Raw genomic sequence first — 17214 nt, forward strand, 5'->3', positions numbered from 1 at the left:
GGCTTGCTAAGGTCTGCGCGTGCCCTCGCTCGACGTCGAGTTCGTCCGCTCGCAGTTCCCCGCGCTCGCCCAGCACTGGCCCGACTGGGCGCTGATGGACAACGCTGGCGGCTCGGTCATGCCCCGGCAGGTTCAGACCCGCGTGGCGGACTACCTGCGCCGCTACATGGTCCAGACCGGGGCCGACTACCCGCTCTCGCAGCGGGCCGCGGGCATCGTCGCCGAGGGCCACGCCAGCGCCGAGCTGCTCGTCGGCGCGCAGCCGGGCGAGGTTGCGATCGGCGCCTCGACCACGCTCAACGCCAAGCTGCTCGCCCTCGCCCTGCGCCCGCTGTGGCGCCCGGGCGACAAGATCATCGTCAGCGATCTCGACCACGAGTCGAACATCGGTCCGTGGGCAGCCCTCGCCGCCAGCGGGATCGAGGTCCTGACCTGGCGGCTGCGACCCGAGACCGCCGCGCTCGAGCTCGACGACCTCGCGCCGCTGCTCGACGAGCGCGTCAAGCTGGTGTCCATGACCCACTGCGCCAACATCGTCGGGGCGATCCACGACGTGTCGGCGGTCGCGGCGAGGGTCCACGAGGTCGGGGCCCAGCTGTGCGTCGACGGCGTCGCCTTCGCCCCCCACCGCCTCGTCGACGTCGCCGCGCTCGACGTCGACTACTACCTCCTGAGCCTCTACAAGGTCTACGGACCCCACCAGGGCCTGCTGTGGGGCCGGCGCGCGCTGCTCGAGGCCGCGCGGGGGCAAAACCACTACTTCATCAGCGAGGACCGGGTGCCCTACAAGCTCGAGCCGGGCAACGCCAACCACGAGCTGTGCGCGGGCATCCCCGGGATCGCCGACTACCTCCGCGACCTCGACGGTCACCACCACGGCCACCCGGCGCCGGCTTCCAACCCCGATCGCGAGGCCCTCGCGCGCAGCTTCGAGCTGATCGCGGCCCACGAGGCCGAGCTCGCCGAGCGCCTCTTGAGCTTCCTCCGCGAGCACCCGAAGGTCCGGATCCTCGGGCCGAGCTCGAGCGATGCGGCGACCCGCGTGCCGACGGTCGCCTTCGTCGTCGAGGGTCGCAAGGCCAGCGAGATCCCGCCGCTGCTCGCCGCGCGCAAGCTCGCGATCCGCTCCGGTGACTTCTACGCCCGGCGGGCGATCGAGGCGCTCGGGCTCGTCGAGGGCGACGGCGTCGTGCGCGTGAGCCTGGTCCACTACAACACCCTCGCCGAGGTCGACCGCCTCGTGTCCGCGCTCGACGAGGTCTTGTGAAGGCCGCCTGGACGACGGCGCTCGCGGTCCTCGTCGGCTGCTCGCGGCCGACGGTCATCGTCGAGGCGCCCGCCGACCCGGCGCCGGTCGCCGCCGCCGCTGCCGCCGAAGATCCCCTCGTCGAGCAGGAGGCCGTCCGCGAGGCCGTGCGCAGCTACGCCGCGGCCCTCGGCGCGCGCGAGGCCGAGGCCGCGCGCGAGTGGGTCGTCTTCGAGACCTTCGGCTTCTATGAAGATCTACGGATCGCGGCGCTGCGAGCGAGCCGCGAGCAGCTCGAAGCGTGGGATCTGATGACCGTGATCTTGATCCTGCAGATCCGCAGCGAGGTCCCCCGCGCGCAGCTCGAGGCCCTCGACGGTCGCGGTCTGTTCGCGCGCGCCGTCAACGACGGGCTCGTCGGCGAGCAGCTCGAGGACATCGCCCTCGACGAGGTCTGGATCGACGAGGAGCGCGAGCACGCCCAGATCCGGGTCGAGGGCGATCCGGTCGTGTGGCTGCGTCGCGGCCCCGACGACGAGCGCTGGCGTGTCGACATCCCCGAGATGATCCGGCTGCTCGGTCCGGCGATCGAAGCGCTCGCGCGCGAGCGGGTGCTCGCCGACGGCAAGGTCCGGACCGCGCTGACCTTCGTCGAGCTCAGCGCCGATGGCTTCGTCGACATCGCCGTGCTCGATGGACCGCTCGACGAGTGAAGCTCGGCGACGCCAGCAGCGCCGGGCTTCAACACCCAAAGCGTGGCAACTTGGGACAGCGTGAACGAGGAACATGCGAAGCAGTCGACACACATCGTTCGCTCGCCGTTAGCTCCCTTGCAGGCATTACGACGGCGCCCTGGGACCCGCGAATTGTCTTGCCCGCGCACGAGCGACGATCCGACAATCGAGCTACTGGAGGTGTCAATGATTCCAACCGTGTTCGTCGTAGCAGATCAAAGTGAAGCCCACCTGTACAAGGTCGGCGGCACCAAGCTCAACCCCACGCTCGAGGCGATCGAGCAGCTCGAGCATCCGGAGGCCCGCGAGCGACTCGAAGCGAGCGAGTCGAACGCCCACCTCCACGTCGACACCAGCGGCTCCGAGGCCGAGGAAGAGCGCCGCTTCGTCCGCGAGCTCGTCGATCGCCTCCGCCGCGGCCAGTCTTCGGGTGAGTTCCGCAAGCTCTACATCGCGGCCCCGGCCAACTTCGTCGGGCGCCTGCGCAAGCACTACGGCTCGGCCCTGTCGCGGACGGTCGAGCGCGAGATCATCGGCGACTACACACGCCAAGACGCGCGCACCCTCACCAAGCGCTTCGCCAAGTGGACCGGCGGGACCGGCGGCTCGGCGTGACTCCCCCCTGGCGGCCCTGCGCTGTGCGGGGCGGCCACCGGGGTCACAAAAAATACGACTCGGGGACGACGACGCCGATCCAGAGCTTGGGTCGGTCGGGCGCTTCGACCCGACGAAAACCAACCCAGTAATTCTCGCCGTTGTGGGCGAGGCTGAACCCGCCCGGCTCGTCACCGCGCTCGCGCCACTCGGTGAAGGCCGCGCGGCAGATCGGGGCGGCTTCGACCTCGGCCATCGGCTCGAGCAGCAGCGCTTTTCGCTGGTCCGCGCTCAGGGCCAGGGTCTCGCGGGGGAGGCCGAGCAGGCGCAGCTGATCGTCGAGCACGAACACCTGGCCCTGCTCGACGCCCTCGGGCAAGCGGCTGGTCACGCGCGAGAGGTCGCCGAGCCTGACGTCGAAGGCGAGCACGAACTCGCGGCCGGAGCTGCTGGTCGCCGGCGCCGAGACCGAGATCCCGAGCTCGCCTGTCGTGAAGAAGATGTAGGGCTCGGTCCAAAACACCGGGTGGCCGCGATCGTGACCGACGCGGGGGGCTCGCTCGCGCAGCTTGGCGCCGCCGATGTACCAGGGGCGCTGATGGGGATCGTAGGCGAGCCGCTCGCGGCGAAGGTCGAGGAGCTCGCCGTCGGAGCTCCAGTCGCGCAGCTCCTGGGCGGCGCCGGGGATCGTGCTGCGCGTGCGCCAGCCCTTGGCCCAGTCCGTGGAGTTGCTCAGCAGCATGTACTCGTAGCCGTCGGCGTCGGCCCGCAGCATCGAGCTCGCGGCGTCGACCCCCTCGAGCAGGGGGATGAAGTAGGGGTTGAGCAGCTCCGGGTTGTCGACGTCGAGGGTCCCGGCCTCGGTCCAGCTGACCGAGGTCATCAGCGCGCCGTGAACGGGCCTGAACAGGATCTCGAGCTGGGCCTCGACGGTGTTGGCGGTCGCGTCGAGCAGGACCTTCGACAGCGCGTCGCGCTCTTGCCGGGCGCGGTCGCGCTCTTGCCCGAGCGCCATCCTGCCGACCCCCATCGCGACCAGGGTCGCGACGGCGAGCACCGCGGCGAGCCCGGCGGCGAACCACAGGGTGAGGCGTCGCCGCCGAAGCGCGTGCTCGCGCTGATCCAGCGCGGTGCGCAGCTGCTCGGCCCGGATGTCGAGCTCGCGCAGCTCGCCGATCGTCGTCTCGCTGGTGTCCTGCTGGATCCGCACGCTGGCCACGCTGGCCACGCTCGCGGACTCGAGCTCGGAGCGAGGGGACAGCTCGCCGCTGACCTGCGCCCGCGCCCGGGCGAGCTCGATCGCGCCGAGGGTCGAGGTCGGGACGTCCTCGGTGACCAGGTCCGAGCCCGCCCACTCGCTCGAGCTCCCGGCGACGAGCGAGGCCGTCGGCGGCCCCGCGCCCGCCCCGACCTCGCCGGGTGAGTGCGTGGTCAGGCGTCGAGCGACGCGGTCCGGCTCGGGCGCGGGCAGCGGCGGGAGCTTGTCGAAGGCGTCGATGCTGATCCTGGCCAGGCCGTGGTCGTCGATCGCCAGGGCCAAGGTCGCTAGCTCGAGGTGAGCCTGGGCGAGGGTCTGGCGCGCAGCGACGTTGCGCGGCCACGACTCGAGCGCGCCCTCGAGCCGGGCGATCATCGCGACCAGCGCCTGATAGCCCGCCGCGCCGCTCGTGTGGCTCTCGTCGCGGGCCGCGAGCTCCTCCTGCGCGCGGCTCGCGACCTTGGCCGAGTCGTAGTTGCGGATCGCCCGGCGCAGGGCCTCGCCGAATTCGCCCGCGTCGGCGAAGCGCAGCCCGGGGTCGCTGGCCAGGGCCCGATTGATGACCGGGCGCAGCAGCGCGTCCCAGGGCTTGAGGTGGCCCGAGATCTTGCGCGGGTAGGACCAGCCGTTGACCTTGGCCGTGCTGAGGACGTGGTGGACCGACTTGCCCTGGTGCGGCGGGCGACCGTAGAGCACGTGGTACAGGACCGCGCCGAGCAGGTAGACGTCGGTTGGGGGGCCGATCCGCTCGCGCGCGGCCATGGCCGTCTCGGGCGACATGTACGCTGGCGTGCCGCAGACCAAGGCCGAGCGCGGCAGCGAGGCCAGGGTCCAGGTCTCGGCCCCACCGAGCCCGGGCAGCGGTCGCAGGGCCACGGCCAGCCCCCAGTCGACGACCTGGACCTCGCCGTAGTCGCCGATCATCACGTTGCCGGGCTTGATGTCGCGGTGGATGACGCCGCGGCTGTGGGCGAAGGCGATCGCGTGGCTGACCTCGACGAGGATGTCGAGGTGGTCGCGGAGCTCGACGATGACGATCTCGCCGACGCCCGTCGAGCGCTGACCCGTGGCGAGGATCTGGCTCCACGCCGTGCCCTCGATCCGCTTCATCGTATAGAACACGCGCCCGCCCTGATCGCGGCCGAGCTCGTGGACGGTCACGATGTTGGGGTGGTCGAGGACCCCCGTGAGCCGGGCCTCGCTCTCGAACTGGCGTATGACCGCGTGGGCCGTGCGCCGACCGTCACGCAGGCGCTTGAGCGCGACCGAGCGCCCGAGCGAGCGCTGACGGGCCTCCCAGACCTCGCCCATGCCGCCGGCCCCGATCCGCGCGAGCAGCTCGTAGGCGGCGTCGGCGGGTCGCGCCTGCCCGTTCTCGTCCTCGCGGTCCCCCTCTTCGCGCGGCTCGAGCACGGGGATGACGAAGGGCCCGGACTCGTGGGTCTCGTTGGCGTTGAAGGGCTCGCGCCAGCGCGGTGGCGGCTCGAGGGTCGCGTCGTCGAGGCCGTCGCGCTCGGACGCCTCGGCGCCGACCCCCGCGCCCGCGCCGACGTCGGTGAGCTCGACGGTCGCGGCCACGAGCCGCGGGTTGGCTGGGAGCTCCGGCCGAATCGAGGCCATCGGGTCGCCGCTCGCGCGCGGCGCGGCCTCGGTCTCGATCCGCGACTGCCGAACCGGAGCGTCGGGATCGCCCGTGGGTTCGGCGTGCTCGTGCCCCGAGCTGCGGTCAAGCTGGGCCATGCGGAACCCTGCCAGTATATCGGAGCCGAAACACGACTCGCCTCCAGATCCGCGCCAGCTAGCCCTGAATCGAGCGCTGCGCGCTCGACTCAGGCCTTCTCGTCATCAAGGCGCCTTTCAAGAGGCCCCTCGCTGCGCCGTGCGGCTCGTACTCGCCCTAAATCATTCAGCTTTTTCAGGTCAGCGCTCGATCTAGGACTAGCAGCCCGGGGTGCTAGAACTTGGAGGTCGCCGTCAGCATCATCAGGCGGTCGTTGGAGTCGCGCAGGCGCGAGCTCAGGCCCCGGACAAAGCGCCACAAGAGCTCGTAGGCGAGCTCGCGGTCGACGAACATCAAGTCGCGCAGGTCGAACTTCGGCAGCTTGAGCAGGCGCGCGTTTTCGTGGCACAGGGCGTCGGCCGAGCGCGGCACGTCGTCGTCGATCAGCGACATCTCGCCGAAGTGCTGGCCCGGGCGCAAGACCGCGAGGGCCTCCTCGCCCATGCCCGACATGTTGCGCGAGATCCGGATCGCGCCGTCGAGCACGAGGTAGAGCCCGTCGCCCTCGTCGCCGTGGTGAAACACGTACTCGTTGCGGGTGTACTCGTACTCGCGCGCGAGCTTGGCGATGCGGTCGAGGTGCGTGGGCAGGAGCCCGGTGAACAGCGAGATCCCTTCGAGCGCCTTTTTGATCTGCTCGGGGTCGGTCTTCTTGTCGCTGGCCTCGACCGGCTTGCCGCCGCTGATCTCCGGCGCGCGGGCGATCGGCGCGTCGTCGTCGACGATGCCAAACTCTTCGAGGCCGGAGGTCATCGCGGCACAGGGTAGCCGAGCGCGGGCACGGCTGACAATTTAGTTGCTGGGGATAGCCGCGGCCGAGAGCGCGAAGCCGGGCATGTCGCTGTAGGTACAGGCCCCCACGAGCCCGCCCACGGTGGCGAGGCCGTCGTGGACCTGGGTCGTGACCGGCGAGCTGTCGTAGGTGAAGATCTGACGGTCGACGGCGCCGCCGTAGCCGGACCACGGCCGCGTTCTGCCAGAGATCGCCTGCTAAACTGCGAGGGTGATCACCCGCGAACAGGCGCAGCAGTACGCCGAGCTGATCGAGCGCATCGGCGACGCCCAGGTCGAGTCGCTGCGGGCGGGCTTGACCCTCGCAGACCCGGATCAGCAGCTCGCGCGCCTCGTCGCCCGCTACCGCGAAGACGGCATCGCCCTGGTCCTCGGCGCGGGCGTCAGCGCCGCAGCGGGGGTCCCGACCTGGCGACCGCTGATGAACGCCCTGCTGATCGGGGCGATGACCGAGACCCTCGGCGTGGCGCCCGAGAGCGCGACCTTGCTCGCCCAGATCTACTCGCGGGCGATCTCCGAGAGCGCCCCGGTCCAGGCTCGTTACCTCAGCAACATGCTCAGCAAGTCGGCCTTCGTCGAGCGCCTGCGCGACAACATCTACCAGCGCGTCGAGCCTGGCCTGACCTCGCCGATGCTCCGAGCGATCGCGCTGCTATGTCAGATGCGCGAGAGCGTGCCCGGCGGGGTCAAGGAGGTCATCACCTACAACTTCGACGTGCTGCTCGAGGAGGCCCTGACCAGCATGGGCCGCGCGCACACCGTCGTCGATCGCGACAGCTTCATCCCCGGCACGGATCTGCCGATCCGCCACGTCCACGGCTGGCTCGCGCGTCAGCCCGACGCGCGCGAGTGGATCGTGTTCGGCGAGGACGAGTTCCACGAGAAATTCGCCGACCCCTTCGACTGGTCCAACGTCGTGCAGCTCAACGCCTTCAGCCAGCGCAGCTGCCTGTTCGTCGGCCTGAGCATGCAAGACGTCAACTTGCGGCGGCTGCTCGACGCCGTGTCCAAGCGCCGGGCCGGGGCCAGCCCCCAGCACTTCGTGTTGCTGCCACGGACGACCGACGACGCCCTCCGCGACGCGGTCGGGAGCGTGTTCGACTGGCGCGAGCACGACGACCCGGACCTCGTCCGGCGGCTCCGGTGGCTGCGCGAGCTGGCCGACTTCTCCAAGCAGCAGGTCCTGCTCGAGCTCGGGGTCTCGACGATCTGGTTCGAGGGCTTCGAGCAGCTCCCGGGCCTGGTCGAGCGCGTCCGCGACTGCTGACGCGTCGAGCGCTGGCCTCGAGTGTGCCGCCGTCTCGGGCCCGATCGTCTCGGGCCCGGTCACGAACGGGCCTCAGCCCTCTTGTTCAGCCAGCCAGCGCTCGGCGTCGATCGCCGCCATGCACCCGGTCCCGGCCGCGGTCACGGCCTGGCGGTAGACGTGGTCGGCGACGTCGCCCGCGGCGAACACCCCCGCGATGTTGGTCGCCGTCGAGCCGGGCTTGACCTCGAGGTAGCCGGTCTCGTTCATGTCGAGCTGGCCCGCGAAGATCTTCGAGTTGGGCACGTGGCCGATCGCGAGGAACAGGCCCGTGCAGACCAGCTCCTCGCTCGAGCCGTCGACGGTGTTCTCGAGCACCAGGCCCTCGACCCGGTCCTTGCCGAGCACGTCCTTGACCGCGCGGTTCCAGTGAACCTCGATCTTGGGGTTCTCGAGCGTGCGCTTTTGCATGATCTTGCTCGCGCGGAATTCGTCGCGGCGGTGGATCAGGTGGACCTTCTTGCACATGCGGGTCAGGAACTGGGCCTCCTCCATCGCCGTGTCGCCGCCGCCGACGACCGCGACCTCCTGGCCCGAGTAGAAGTGGCCGTCACAGGTCGCGCAGGCCGTGACCCCGCCGCCGGACTTTTGCAGGCGCTGCTCGTTGGGCAAGCCGAGGTACTTGGCCGAGGCCCCGGTCGAGATGATCAGCGCGTCGCAGGTGAAGATCTCGCCGCCGTCGACCTCGAGCTCGAAGGGCCGCTTCGACAGGTCCGCGCGCACGCCCATGTCGTAGTGGATCTCGGTCCCGAAGCGCTCGGCCTGCTCGCGCAGCTCCTCCATCATGTCGGGCCCGGTCACGCCCTTGGGGTAGCCCGGGTAGTTCTCGACGTCGGTCGTGGTCATCAGCTGACCGCCGGGCTCGTTGCCCGTGATCACCAGCGGCGCGAGGTTGGCGCGCGCGGTGTAGATCGCCGCGGTGTAGCCGGCCGGGCCGGAGCCGAGAATGATGACCTTGCGGTGGACGGGATCGCTCATTTCGACGGGAGGATAGGTGGGCGCCCGGGGGTCGACAATGGCTCACGCAATTTAAGTTGACACCATTCACTGTCACGGTTAGCACTGACGCACCGGGTGATGAGACATCGCTCGCCGACATCCAGAGAGACCGGACAAAACAATGTATTCACCCGCCAACAAGGCCACCGCGACGATCCCGAGTGAGCAAGCCGAGCGATTTCGCGCATTTGGAGCCGCGATCGAGGACATCCGCAAGCGCACCCAGGCCAAGGTCGGGCAGCGAGACCTCCGCTACATCCGGACCGTCGACCGCGTGTCACGGGTCGCCGAATTCGTCGGCCGCACGCTGATCGCGGTCAGCCCGGGCCCGATGATGTTCAGCGCGGGCGTGCTCTCGTTGTGGGTCTACAAGCAGCTGCAGGCGACCGAGATCGGTCACGGCGCGCTGCACGGGGCCTTCAACCGGGTCGAGGGCGCGGGCAAGTTCCACTCCAAGGCCCACGTCTGGCAGATCCCGATCGACGAGGCCTCGTGGGTCCGCGGGCACAACGGCCGCCACCACGGCCTGACCAACGTCGCGGGCCACGACGCCGACATCCACTTCGGCCCGGTCCGCCTGACCGAGGACACGCCCCACCGCTTCGTCCACTACTTTCAGCTGCCGTTCACGCTGCTGATCCTCGCGCCCAACTTCACGGCCCTGATGAACCTGCACTTCACGGGCGTGACCGACGTGTGGTCGGGCAACGGGCGCGGCGGCTTCGACTTCATCGAGGAGCGCTCGCCGGCCTCGATCCGCGACACCCACCGCCGGGCGCTGCGCAAGTTCGTGCCCTACTTCGCCAAGGAGTACTTGATGTGGCCGCTGATCGCGAGCGTGGTGTTCGGCTGGTGGATCGGGCCGCTGGTCTTCGCCAGGAGCCTGGTTGGCAACTGGCTGGCCGAGCGCCTCCGCGACCTTTATTCGGCGGCGACGATCTTCTGCGGCCACGTCGGCGAACAGACCGCGGCCTACCCCGAGGGCACGCTGCCGCGGTCCAAGGGTGAGCGCTACGCGATGCAGGTCGAGGCGACCAACAACTTCGAGGTGCCCTGGATCGTGTCGGTGTTGTGCGGCGCGCTCGACCTCCAGATCGAGCACCACCTGTTCCCGAGCCTGCCGCCCGAGCGCCTGCGAGAGATCGCGCCCGAGGTCCGTGCGGCCTGTGAGGCCCACGGTGTAGAGTACCGGTCCGACACCTGGCCGCGGACCCTGGGCCGGGCCCTGGCCCAGGTCGCCCGGCTCAGCTTCCCGCTGGCCCACGAGCGCACCGCGCGAACCAAGCCCTCGGCGACCACGCTCGCGGGGGCCCAGCAATGACCACCCACACCCTCCCCGCCTCGATGAGCCCGACCAAGCCCGCGTCCAAGAAATCCAGCCGGGCCCAGCGCCGCGCGAAGCGGCAGCTGGCGAAGAGGGGCGAAGCTGCTGCAGAGGCCCCGAGCGACGGGGCCGAGGCCGAGCCCGAGCCCGAGAACACCGCCGCCGAGACTGCCGAGGCCACTGAGGTCGGGGCCGAGGCCGAGTCCTACACGATCGACGAGCTCGCGGCCCACACCGCGATCCCCAGCCGCACGATCCGCTTTTACCAGTCGAGCGGCGTGCTCCCGAAGCCCACCAAGCGCGGCCGCATCGCCTACTACGGGCCCGAGCACGTCGAGCGCCTCGAGCTGATCGGCAAGATGCAAGACCGCGGGCTGCGGATGCGCGCGATCAAGGAGCTCGTCGATCAGATCGAGCGCGGCGAGCTCGTGCTCCAGGAGTGGCTCGGGCTCGAGGAGCAGCTGTCGTCGGCCTGGATCGACGACGCGCCCAAGGTCCTGACCCGGACCGAGCTCGACGAGCTCCTCGGCGAGCGGCGGCCGGGCTTCATCGCCGAGCTCGCCCGCGCGGGCACGGTCGAGATCCGGACCGACGACGCCTACCTCGTGCCGAGCCCCGGGCTGCTGCGGGTCGCCACCCGCCTCGACGACGCCGGGGTCAGCGTCGACGTCGCGACCGGGGCCTCGGCGATCCTGCAAAAGCACCTGGCCAAGGCGGCCAAGGAGCTCGCGGGCTTCTTGCGCGATCACGCGGGCGAGGGCTTCGGCCAGAGCGACTCGGTCGCGAGCATCAGCGACGCGTTCCGCGAGCTGCGCACGATCGGGCCCGAGTCGGTCCGGCTGATCTTCGCCCGCGAGATGGAGCAGGTCTTGCGCAAGATGGTCGAGACCGGCGAGGCCACGCGGATCGAGACCAAGAAGAAGCGCAGGCGCAAGCGCTGAGCCGGGCGAGCTCGCTCAGTCTCGGTGGCGCTCGAGCAGCTCGACGACGTCCTCGGGCAGCTCGAGCTCGGCGTCTTCGGCGGCCCTGCGCAGGGCCGCGGCCATCCGCGCGGCGGCTCCGCGGGCCCCGGGCAGCTCATCCTGGGCGGCCTGATCGAGCACCCGCAGGCCCTCGACGAGGTGCGCGAGGCCGTCGAGGGGCCGGCCGAGGTCCGTGGCGAGATCGGCCTGAAACGCGAGGCCGCCCGTGAGCAGCGGCAGCGCTGCGGGCAGCTGCCCGCGAGCGAGCCCGATGAACTCGGCCGCGACGGCGTAGGCGCGCTCGAGCTGATCCGACTGCGCCAGCGCCAGCGCGTAGCTGGACATGACCTCGAGCAGGGTGAGGCGAGCGCCCGTCGGGTCCGCGGCGGCGAGGATCCTCGACGCCTGGACCGCCTGCTCGAGGGCCGCGGCGGCGCGCTCGAATTGCCGGGCGCGCTGGCAGCAGCGGCCGAGCTCGGCGGTCGCGTGGGCGAGGGCGGGCAGGTAGCGCAGGGCGTCGGCCCGCGCGAGGGCGGTCACGAGCGCGAGCGATTGCTCGGCCGCGACGAGCGCCTCGTCGACCCGATCGCGCTCGCGCAACACGGCGACGAGGGAGAACACCTCGTCGACCGCCGCGAGCGCGGCGTCGTGGTCCCCGGTCTGCGCGGCAGCCTCGGCCTCCCGACGGCGGGTGAGCCCACGCTCGATGATCATGGGATCGGGCAGATCGGGGACCGTGCTCACCCCGGTACACTAGCAGCCCGTGGTGCAATGCATCGTGTCGCCTCGCGCCGGAATCTTCGCCGAGGGCGCGAAGCCAAAACGCCGCTGTACCGGGCGTACTGCAAGTTTTGGCGACAAATCCCTCGGCGAAAATTCCGGCGCGAGGCATTGCACCACGGGCTGCTAGCCGAAAGGCGAACGTTTGGGGGTGAGCGGAGGGGGCTTCGCCGCCGCCGCGAGGGGCCCTTTCGAAAGGCCTCTCGAGGGCTAGCAAGCTCACAGTACCGGGCCCCGCGGACGCCAAACTTGCGCTGTTTCGAGCCCGCCCAACCGCGCCGCGCGATTGAAACGCGGGCCATCGTATTCGGGCAAATCCACGGGCCGACGCGCAGCTGGAGTTTGGCCCAGTCGATGCACTACAAGCGCTCGAACCTCCGAGGAGCCACACCATGCAGATCCGCCCCTTCTTCGATCCCGCGACCTACACCCTGACCTACCTCGTGTGGGATCCAAACACCAAAGACGCCGTCGTGATCGACCCCGTGCTCGACTACGAGCCGCTCGCGTCCCAGACCTCGACGACCTCGGTCGACGCGCTCGGCGACGCGATCGACGAGCTCGGCCTCCACCTGCGCTGGGTGCTCGAGACCCACGCCCACGCCGACCACCTCAGCGGCTCGCGGGTGCTCGCGCAGCGCTTTGGCGTCGGCGTGGCGATCGGGGCGGCCATCACCGAGGTCCAGGAGACCTTCAAGCAGGTGTTCGACCTCGACGACGACTTTGCGACCGACGGCAGCCAGTTCGACCGCCTGCTCGACGACGGCGAGGTCTTCGAGGCCGGCTCGATCTCGATTCGGGTCATCACGACGCCGGGCCACACGCCCGCGTGCGTGACCTACCAGATCGAGGACGCGATCTTCACCGGCGACGCCTTGTTCATGGACGACTACGGGACCGGCCGCTGCGACTTCCCGCGCGGGAGCGCGACCGCGCTCTACGAGTCGGTCCACGACAAGCTCTACGCTCTGCCCGACGAGACCCGGGTGTTCGTCGGCCACGACTACCAGCCCGACGGGCGCCCGCTCGCGTGGGAGACCACGATCGCCAAGTCGAAGGCCAACAACCCGCAGCTGCGCGCAGACACCAGCAAGGAGAGCTTCGTGAAGCTACGCGAGGCTCGCGACGCCAAGCTCTCATCGCCGAAGCTGCTGTTTCAGAGCGTGCAGGTCAACGTCGACGCCGGGCGAATCCCGAAGCCGCACGCGAACGAGATCCGCTACCTGCGGCTGCCGCTGAACCTGTTCAAGCCGAGCGACGACCTCGGGCGGCCGAAGGACTGACGCGAGCAGCGGGAGGACTGGGCCCGTCGAGCGTTTCCGCTCCACCCGCCCGTCCACCATCTTGGTTTAGTCTCGCATCATGTACGACAAACTTGGCTTGTTACTCACGGCCGCGCTGCTGCTGCCGGCTTGCAAAGACGGCAACAGCGACGACGGGGACGGCACCGACACGAGCACCGGGGACGGCGACGGCGACGGCGACGGCGACGGCGACGGCGACGGCGACGGCGACGCCACCCCCTGCCCCGACCTCGGCTTCGACGGCGGCGCCAGCTACTACGTGTGCGACTGCGCGGCCGGGGCAGACCCGGCCTGCGTCCCCGGCGACGACGGCAACCCGGGCACCTCTCCCGACCAGCCCTGGCGCAGCTTCGATCACGCCCGCGCCCAGTTCCCCGCCATGGCGGCGGGCGACACCATCGGCTTTTGCCGCGGCGGCGCCGTGGACGTGGGCAGCGAGGGCGGGTGGGTCAACACCAACTGCCAGGCCGACACCCCCTGCGTGATCCGGGACTACCTCCCCGACTGGGCCGCCATGGACGCGGCGGCGCCGATCATCCACTCGACGACGACCGGCTTCGACCTGTCCAACCCCGGCGACGCCCAGCACGAGGAGGGCCTGGTCTTCCTCAACCTCGACCTGCGCGGGGCCGAGGGCTCGAGCTGGGGCTTTTTCCTCTACAACGACGTCGACGACGTGCTGATGTGCAACCTCTCGATCGACGGCTTCGACATCGGCGTCGGTCTTGGCGGGGCCAACCCCCTCGGGCCCGGGGCCGACGGGGACCACGCTCGCATCATCCTGCGCAACTCGAGGGTGACCAACAACAGCAACCAGGGCTGGCTCGGCGTCGGCTCCGACAGCGCCATCGAGCACAACGAGTTCCACAACAACGGCTTCGACGGGCCGTCGGGCTTCACCCACAACATCTACCTGGCCGGCTGGGGCCCCAACGCCCGGGTCATCGGCAACGACGTCTACCAAAACTCGATGGTCGACGGGCAGTGCACCTCGACCTCGGTGGTCGGCCACGGGACCCTCGAGAACCTGCTCATCGAGGGCAACACCGTGCGCGAGGATCCGGGGGCCGCGGCGCCGGGCTGCTGGGGCATTGCGATCAACTCGGCCTACGAGGAGGCCGAGCTGTTCACCGCCATGCAGATCCGCAACAACCGCGTCGTCGACGTCGGCAACCTCGCGATCGGTGTCAACGCCTGCACCGACTGCGTGATCGAGAACAACACGGTGATCCAGACCGCCCAGTTTGGCCAGGGCATCGCCGCCCCCGCGACCCCACCAGGGCCCGGCGACGCCACGACCGAGAAGCTGACCGTGCGCAACAACTCGATCTACTTCGGGGCCAACACGGGCGGCGTGGGGATCTCGGTCGGCAGCGAGGGCTCGGGTCACACCGTGGTCTCCAACGCCATCGCGAGCGCGACCCCCGGCGGCCTGACCTGTGTCGAGCTCAACCTGCCCGCGGGTGACTACAGCGCCGTCGATCACAACGTGTGCAACGGCGGGACCTGGGAGACGAACGCGGGTGATCTGGCCGGCTGGCAGGGCGCGTCGGGTCACGGCCAGTCCTCGCTCGCGAGTGACCCGGGCTTCGCCGACCCCGGAGGCGGGGATCTGAGCGCGGCCAGCGGGGACGCGGCGATCGTCGACGCCGGGCACCCGCAGCTCAGCAGCAGCGAGGACGCCAGCGGCAAGCCCCGCGACGACGCGCCCGACGCTGGCGCCTTCGAGTGGTGAGGGACCCTCGGTCCGGTCCGTCCACGGGCTCGTTGAAGGAGCGAAGCGACGCAGCGACCGGCCGCTTGCGGCCGTGGGTGGCAACGTGCGAACGCGCCTGTGGAGGCCTAGCAGCCCGGGCTGCTTGCACCCCGGGCTGCTAGTCCTCGTACTCGTCGTCGTCGAAGCGGATCTTGGCGACGAGGCTGACGGCGGCCTGGGACTCCTCGCCGCCGGAGACCCGGGCGAAGGCGTTGCGGTCGAGGGACAGGAGGCGCGAGCCGTTCGGGCCCGCGCGGACCGTGGTCGGGCGCGGGCGGCCGTCGAGGAGGCCGACCTCGCCGATGCAGTCGGGGGCCTGGATGACGCGGAGGACCCGGGGCTCGCCCGCGAGGCTCTCGGCGAGCTCCTCGAGCGAGCCGAGGGCGACGAGGAAGTAGTGCTCGGCCGGGTCGCCGTGGCGAAACAGGATCTCGCCAGGCTCGAGCTCGAGCTCCTCGACGTGGCCGTGACGGCCGAGCCGGGGCATCCGACGGCCGGAGTCGAAGAGCTGGGCGATCAGGGCGCCCGCGTGGCGGCGGACGGCGACGTCGCCGAGCTCGCGGGCGGTGATGTCGCTCTCGACGACGGCGTGGGAGAAGGTCTCGCCGTCGACGGCGAGGAGCGTGGCCGGACCGATCGCGCGGACGGTCGCAACCCGCGGGAGGCCGTGGAGGATGCCGATCTCGCCGACGACCTCGCCGGGGCCCAAGGTCGCGAGGTCGACCTCGTCGACCTCGCCGGCCTGGCCGCGGTCGGTCGACACGCGGAGCTTGCCGTCGAGGATGAAGTAGAGGCGGTCGGGCGCGTCGCCCTGCGAGAACAGGAGCTCGTCGTCGGCCAGCGTGACCTCGGGCGCGTCGTCGAGGGCGTCGAGCAGGGCGGCCGAGAGCGAGTAGCGCTGGGTCGGGCTGCGGCGGCGCTCGCCGGGCGGCGGCGCGATCTCGCGGCGCTCGATGACCTTCATCTCGTGCTTGGGGTCCGGGCCCGGCAGCGCGTCGAAGATCGTGTGGAGCTCGTAGGGCGCCTCGAGCTTCCAGCGGTGGAGGACCGTGCCGACCACGACCATGGTGATCGCCTCGAACACGCCGTGGGCCACGCACGCGTGGTGGCCGACGCCGAAGGGGTTGTAGACGTAGCGCTGGTGATCCTCGCCGCGGTCCGGCGAGTAGCGATCGATGTCGAAGCGATCGGGATCGGGGAAGTACTCGGGCAGGAAGTGGGTGGCCGAGATCGGGGTGAACAGCCGATCGCCGACCTCGAACTGGTAGCCGCCGAACTCGAAGGGCTCGGCCACGGTCCGCTGCAAGGTCACGGCCGTGGGCAGCAGGCGCAGGGTCTCCTTGACCGCGGCCTGGGTCGCGTCCATCGAGGAGATCTCCTCGAGCGTGAGCTCGTCGTCGGCGAACACCCGATCGATCTCGGGCTGGACCCGCGCGAGCACATCCGGGCGCTGGACCAGCTGCATGAGCACGTGGTTCATGACCCGACCGGCGTAGACGCCCATGTTCTTGAACGGGATCTGGCCGAACACGATCTGGACGCGCTCGGGCAGCTCGACGCCCTCGGGCAGGGTCCCGCGCAGGATGAAGTCGAAGTAGTCGGGCGCGCGCGCGCGACCGGGCGGCGTCGCGCGGTGCTCGGCGAGGCGCTCGCGGATCATCTCGTCGAGGCCGAGGCGGACCTTGCGGGTCCGGCCGAATTTCATCAGCAACATCGGCATGCCCATTGCGATGACCTGAGTGAAGGTGATCGCGTAGCGCCGAAACTGCTCGGTGTCCTCGCCGATGTCGCGACCGGTCGCGAACAGCGAGATACAATTGAGACCCATGCGCGCGGTCTCTTCGGTCACCCGGATCGTCTGCCCTGGCGTCCAGTGGTCGACGTAGTCGCGGACCCAGCCCATCATCGCCGGGAGGTGCGGGTCGGCGGCCTGACGCGAGAAGCCCGGCGCGACCTGGCGGCGAAGGTGACGCTGGAGCGCGCCCTCGGTGAAGCTCGGGTGGTACTCGGTCTCGAGCACCTTGGGGGCCTTGGGGTAGGTCGCTTTTTGGTCGAACAGCCGCGCGCCCTCCTTGGCCACGAGCTCGTTGGCCTCGCGCCCGGCGATGACGATCCACGGGCGCCAGTCGGTCGGGAGCTTGACGCGAAAGACCGGCCCGAGCTCGACGTACTTCTCGGGCCACCAGCGGTAGGGGTTGCTGCGCAGCTGCAACGCCGAGCGCAACGGTATGGCGCTCGCGCGGGGGGCCGTTCTTGCCAGCGGAAGGCTCGTCATCCGTCTATCCTGGGGTCTACGCGAGTCGCTCAAAATTGCCCAATTTCGGGCTCTCCGTCAGGCTTCGGCCGATGCGCTCTGGCAATCTGTACAGTCGCAAAGCC

Annotated in this window: 13 protein-coding genes; 8 read left to right on the forward strand and 5 right to left on the reverse strand. The window is 70.3% G+C overall.

Annotated features, from left to right (window positions below):
- The first annotated feature begins 19 nt into the window (after positions 1-19).
- From ENSA5_RS28270 to ENSA5_RS28280, 3 genes are all read left to right on the forward strand, one after another.
- Positions 20-1267 (forward strand): cysteine desulfurase-like protein, encoded by a 1248-nt coding sequence (locus tag ENSA5_RS28270; RefSeq protein WP_219906879.1) that lies wholly within the window; start codon positions 20-22, stop codon positions 1265-1267.
- Positions 1264-1959 (forward strand): hypothetical protein, encoded by a 696-nt coding sequence (locus tag ENSA5_RS28275; RefSeq protein WP_106394827.1) that lies wholly within the window; start codon positions 1264-1266, stop codon positions 1957-1959. The genes ENSA5_RS28270 and ENSA5_RS28275 overlap by 4 nt, the downstream gene beginning before the upstream one ends.
- A 219-nt stretch (positions 1960-2178) precedes the next feature.
- Positions 2179-2595: a host attachment protein gene (locus ENSA5_RS28280; protein WP_181198233.1), complete on the forward strand. Its 417-nt coding sequence runs from the start codon at positions 2179-2181 to the stop codon at positions 2593-2595.
- Between the two features lie 43 nt (positions 2596-2638).
- Here the strand turns inward: ENSA5_RS28280 and ENSA5_RS28285 are convergent, their stop codons facing one another.
- Positions 2639-5572: a protein kinase domain-containing protein gene (locus tag ENSA5_RS28285; RefSeq protein ID WP_106394829.1), complete on the reverse strand. Its 2934-nt coding sequence runs from the start codon at positions 5570-5572 to the stop codon at positions 2639-2641.
- Between the two features lie 214 nt (positions 5573-5786).
- Complete coding sequence (locus tag ENSA5_RS28290) at positions 5787-6365, reverse strand: Crp/Fnr family transcriptional regulator (RefSeq protein WP_106394830.1); 579 nt, start codon at positions 6363-6365, stop codon at positions 5787-5789.
- A gap of 250 nt (positions 6366-6615) precedes the next feature.
- Between ENSA5_RS28290 and ENSA5_RS28295 the strand changes: the two genes are divergently transcribed.
- A complete protein-coding gene (locus tag ENSA5_RS28295; protein ID WP_106394831.1) occupies positions 6616-7671 on the forward strand; it encodes an SIR2 family protein in 1056 nt (351 codons plus the stop codon).
- Positions 7672-7743: 72 nt separating this feature from the next.
- Here ENSA5_RS28295 and trxB read toward each other — a convergent pair whose 3' ends face one another.
- Complete coding sequence (gene trxB / locus ENSA5_RS28300) at positions 7744-8688, reverse strand: thioredoxin-disulfide reductase (protein ID WP_106394832.1); 945 nt, start codon at positions 8686-8688, stop codon at positions 7744-7746.
- 142 nt (positions 8689-8830) lie between these two features.
- Here trxB and ENSA5_RS28305 point away from each other — a divergent pair, with 142 nt between their 5' ends.
- Entirely contained in the window at positions 8831-10030 is a 1200-nt protein-coding gene (locus tag ENSA5_RS28305) for a fatty acid desaturase family protein (protein WP_106394833.1), read from the forward strand.
- 23 nt (positions 10031-10053) lie between these two features.
- A complete protein-coding gene (locus ENSA5_RS28310; RefSeq protein WP_181198234.1) occupies positions 10054-10974 on the forward strand; it encodes a MerR family transcriptional regulator in 921 nt (306 codons plus the stop codon).
- Between the two features lie 15 nt (positions 10975-10989).
- Here ENSA5_RS28310 and ENSA5_RS28315 read toward each other — a convergent pair whose 3' ends face one another.
- A complete protein-coding gene (locus ENSA5_RS28315; protein WP_106394835.1) occupies positions 10990-11739 on the reverse strand; it encodes a hypothetical protein in 750 nt (249 codons plus the stop codon).
- A gap of 428 nt (positions 11740-12167) precedes the next feature.
- On the opposite strand from ENSA5_RS28315, the gene ENSA5_RS28320 reads away from it, so the two are divergent.
- A complete protein-coding gene (locus ENSA5_RS28320) occupies positions 12168-13058 on the forward strand; it encodes an MBL fold metallo-hydrolase (RefSeq protein ID WP_106394836.1) in 891 nt (296 codons plus the stop codon).
- 79 nt (positions 13059-13137) lie between these two features.
- Positions 13138-14814 carry a right-handed parallel beta-helix repeat-containing protein gene (locus tag ENSA5_RS28325; RefSeq protein WP_146156205.1) on the forward strand — a complete coding sequence of 559 codons (1677 nt, stop codon included), beginning with the start codon at positions 13138-13140 and terminating at the stop codon, positions 14812-14814.
- Positions 14815-14953: 139 nt separating this feature from the next.
- On the opposite strand, the gene ENSA5_RS28330 is transcribed toward ENSA5_RS28325, so the two are convergent.
- Positions 14954-17047, reverse strand: a complete 2094-nt coding sequence (locus ENSA5_RS28330) for a cytochrome P450 (RefSeq protein WP_181198235.1) — start codon at positions 17045-17047, stop codon at positions 14954-14956.
- Between the last annotated feature and the right edge of the window lie 167 nt (positions 17048-17214).

It is taken from the genome of Enhygromyxa salina, assembly GCF_002994615.1.
Taxonomy (GTDB): Bacteria; Myxococcota_A; Polyangia; order Nannocystales; family Nannocystaceae; genus Plesiocystis; species Plesiocystis salina_A.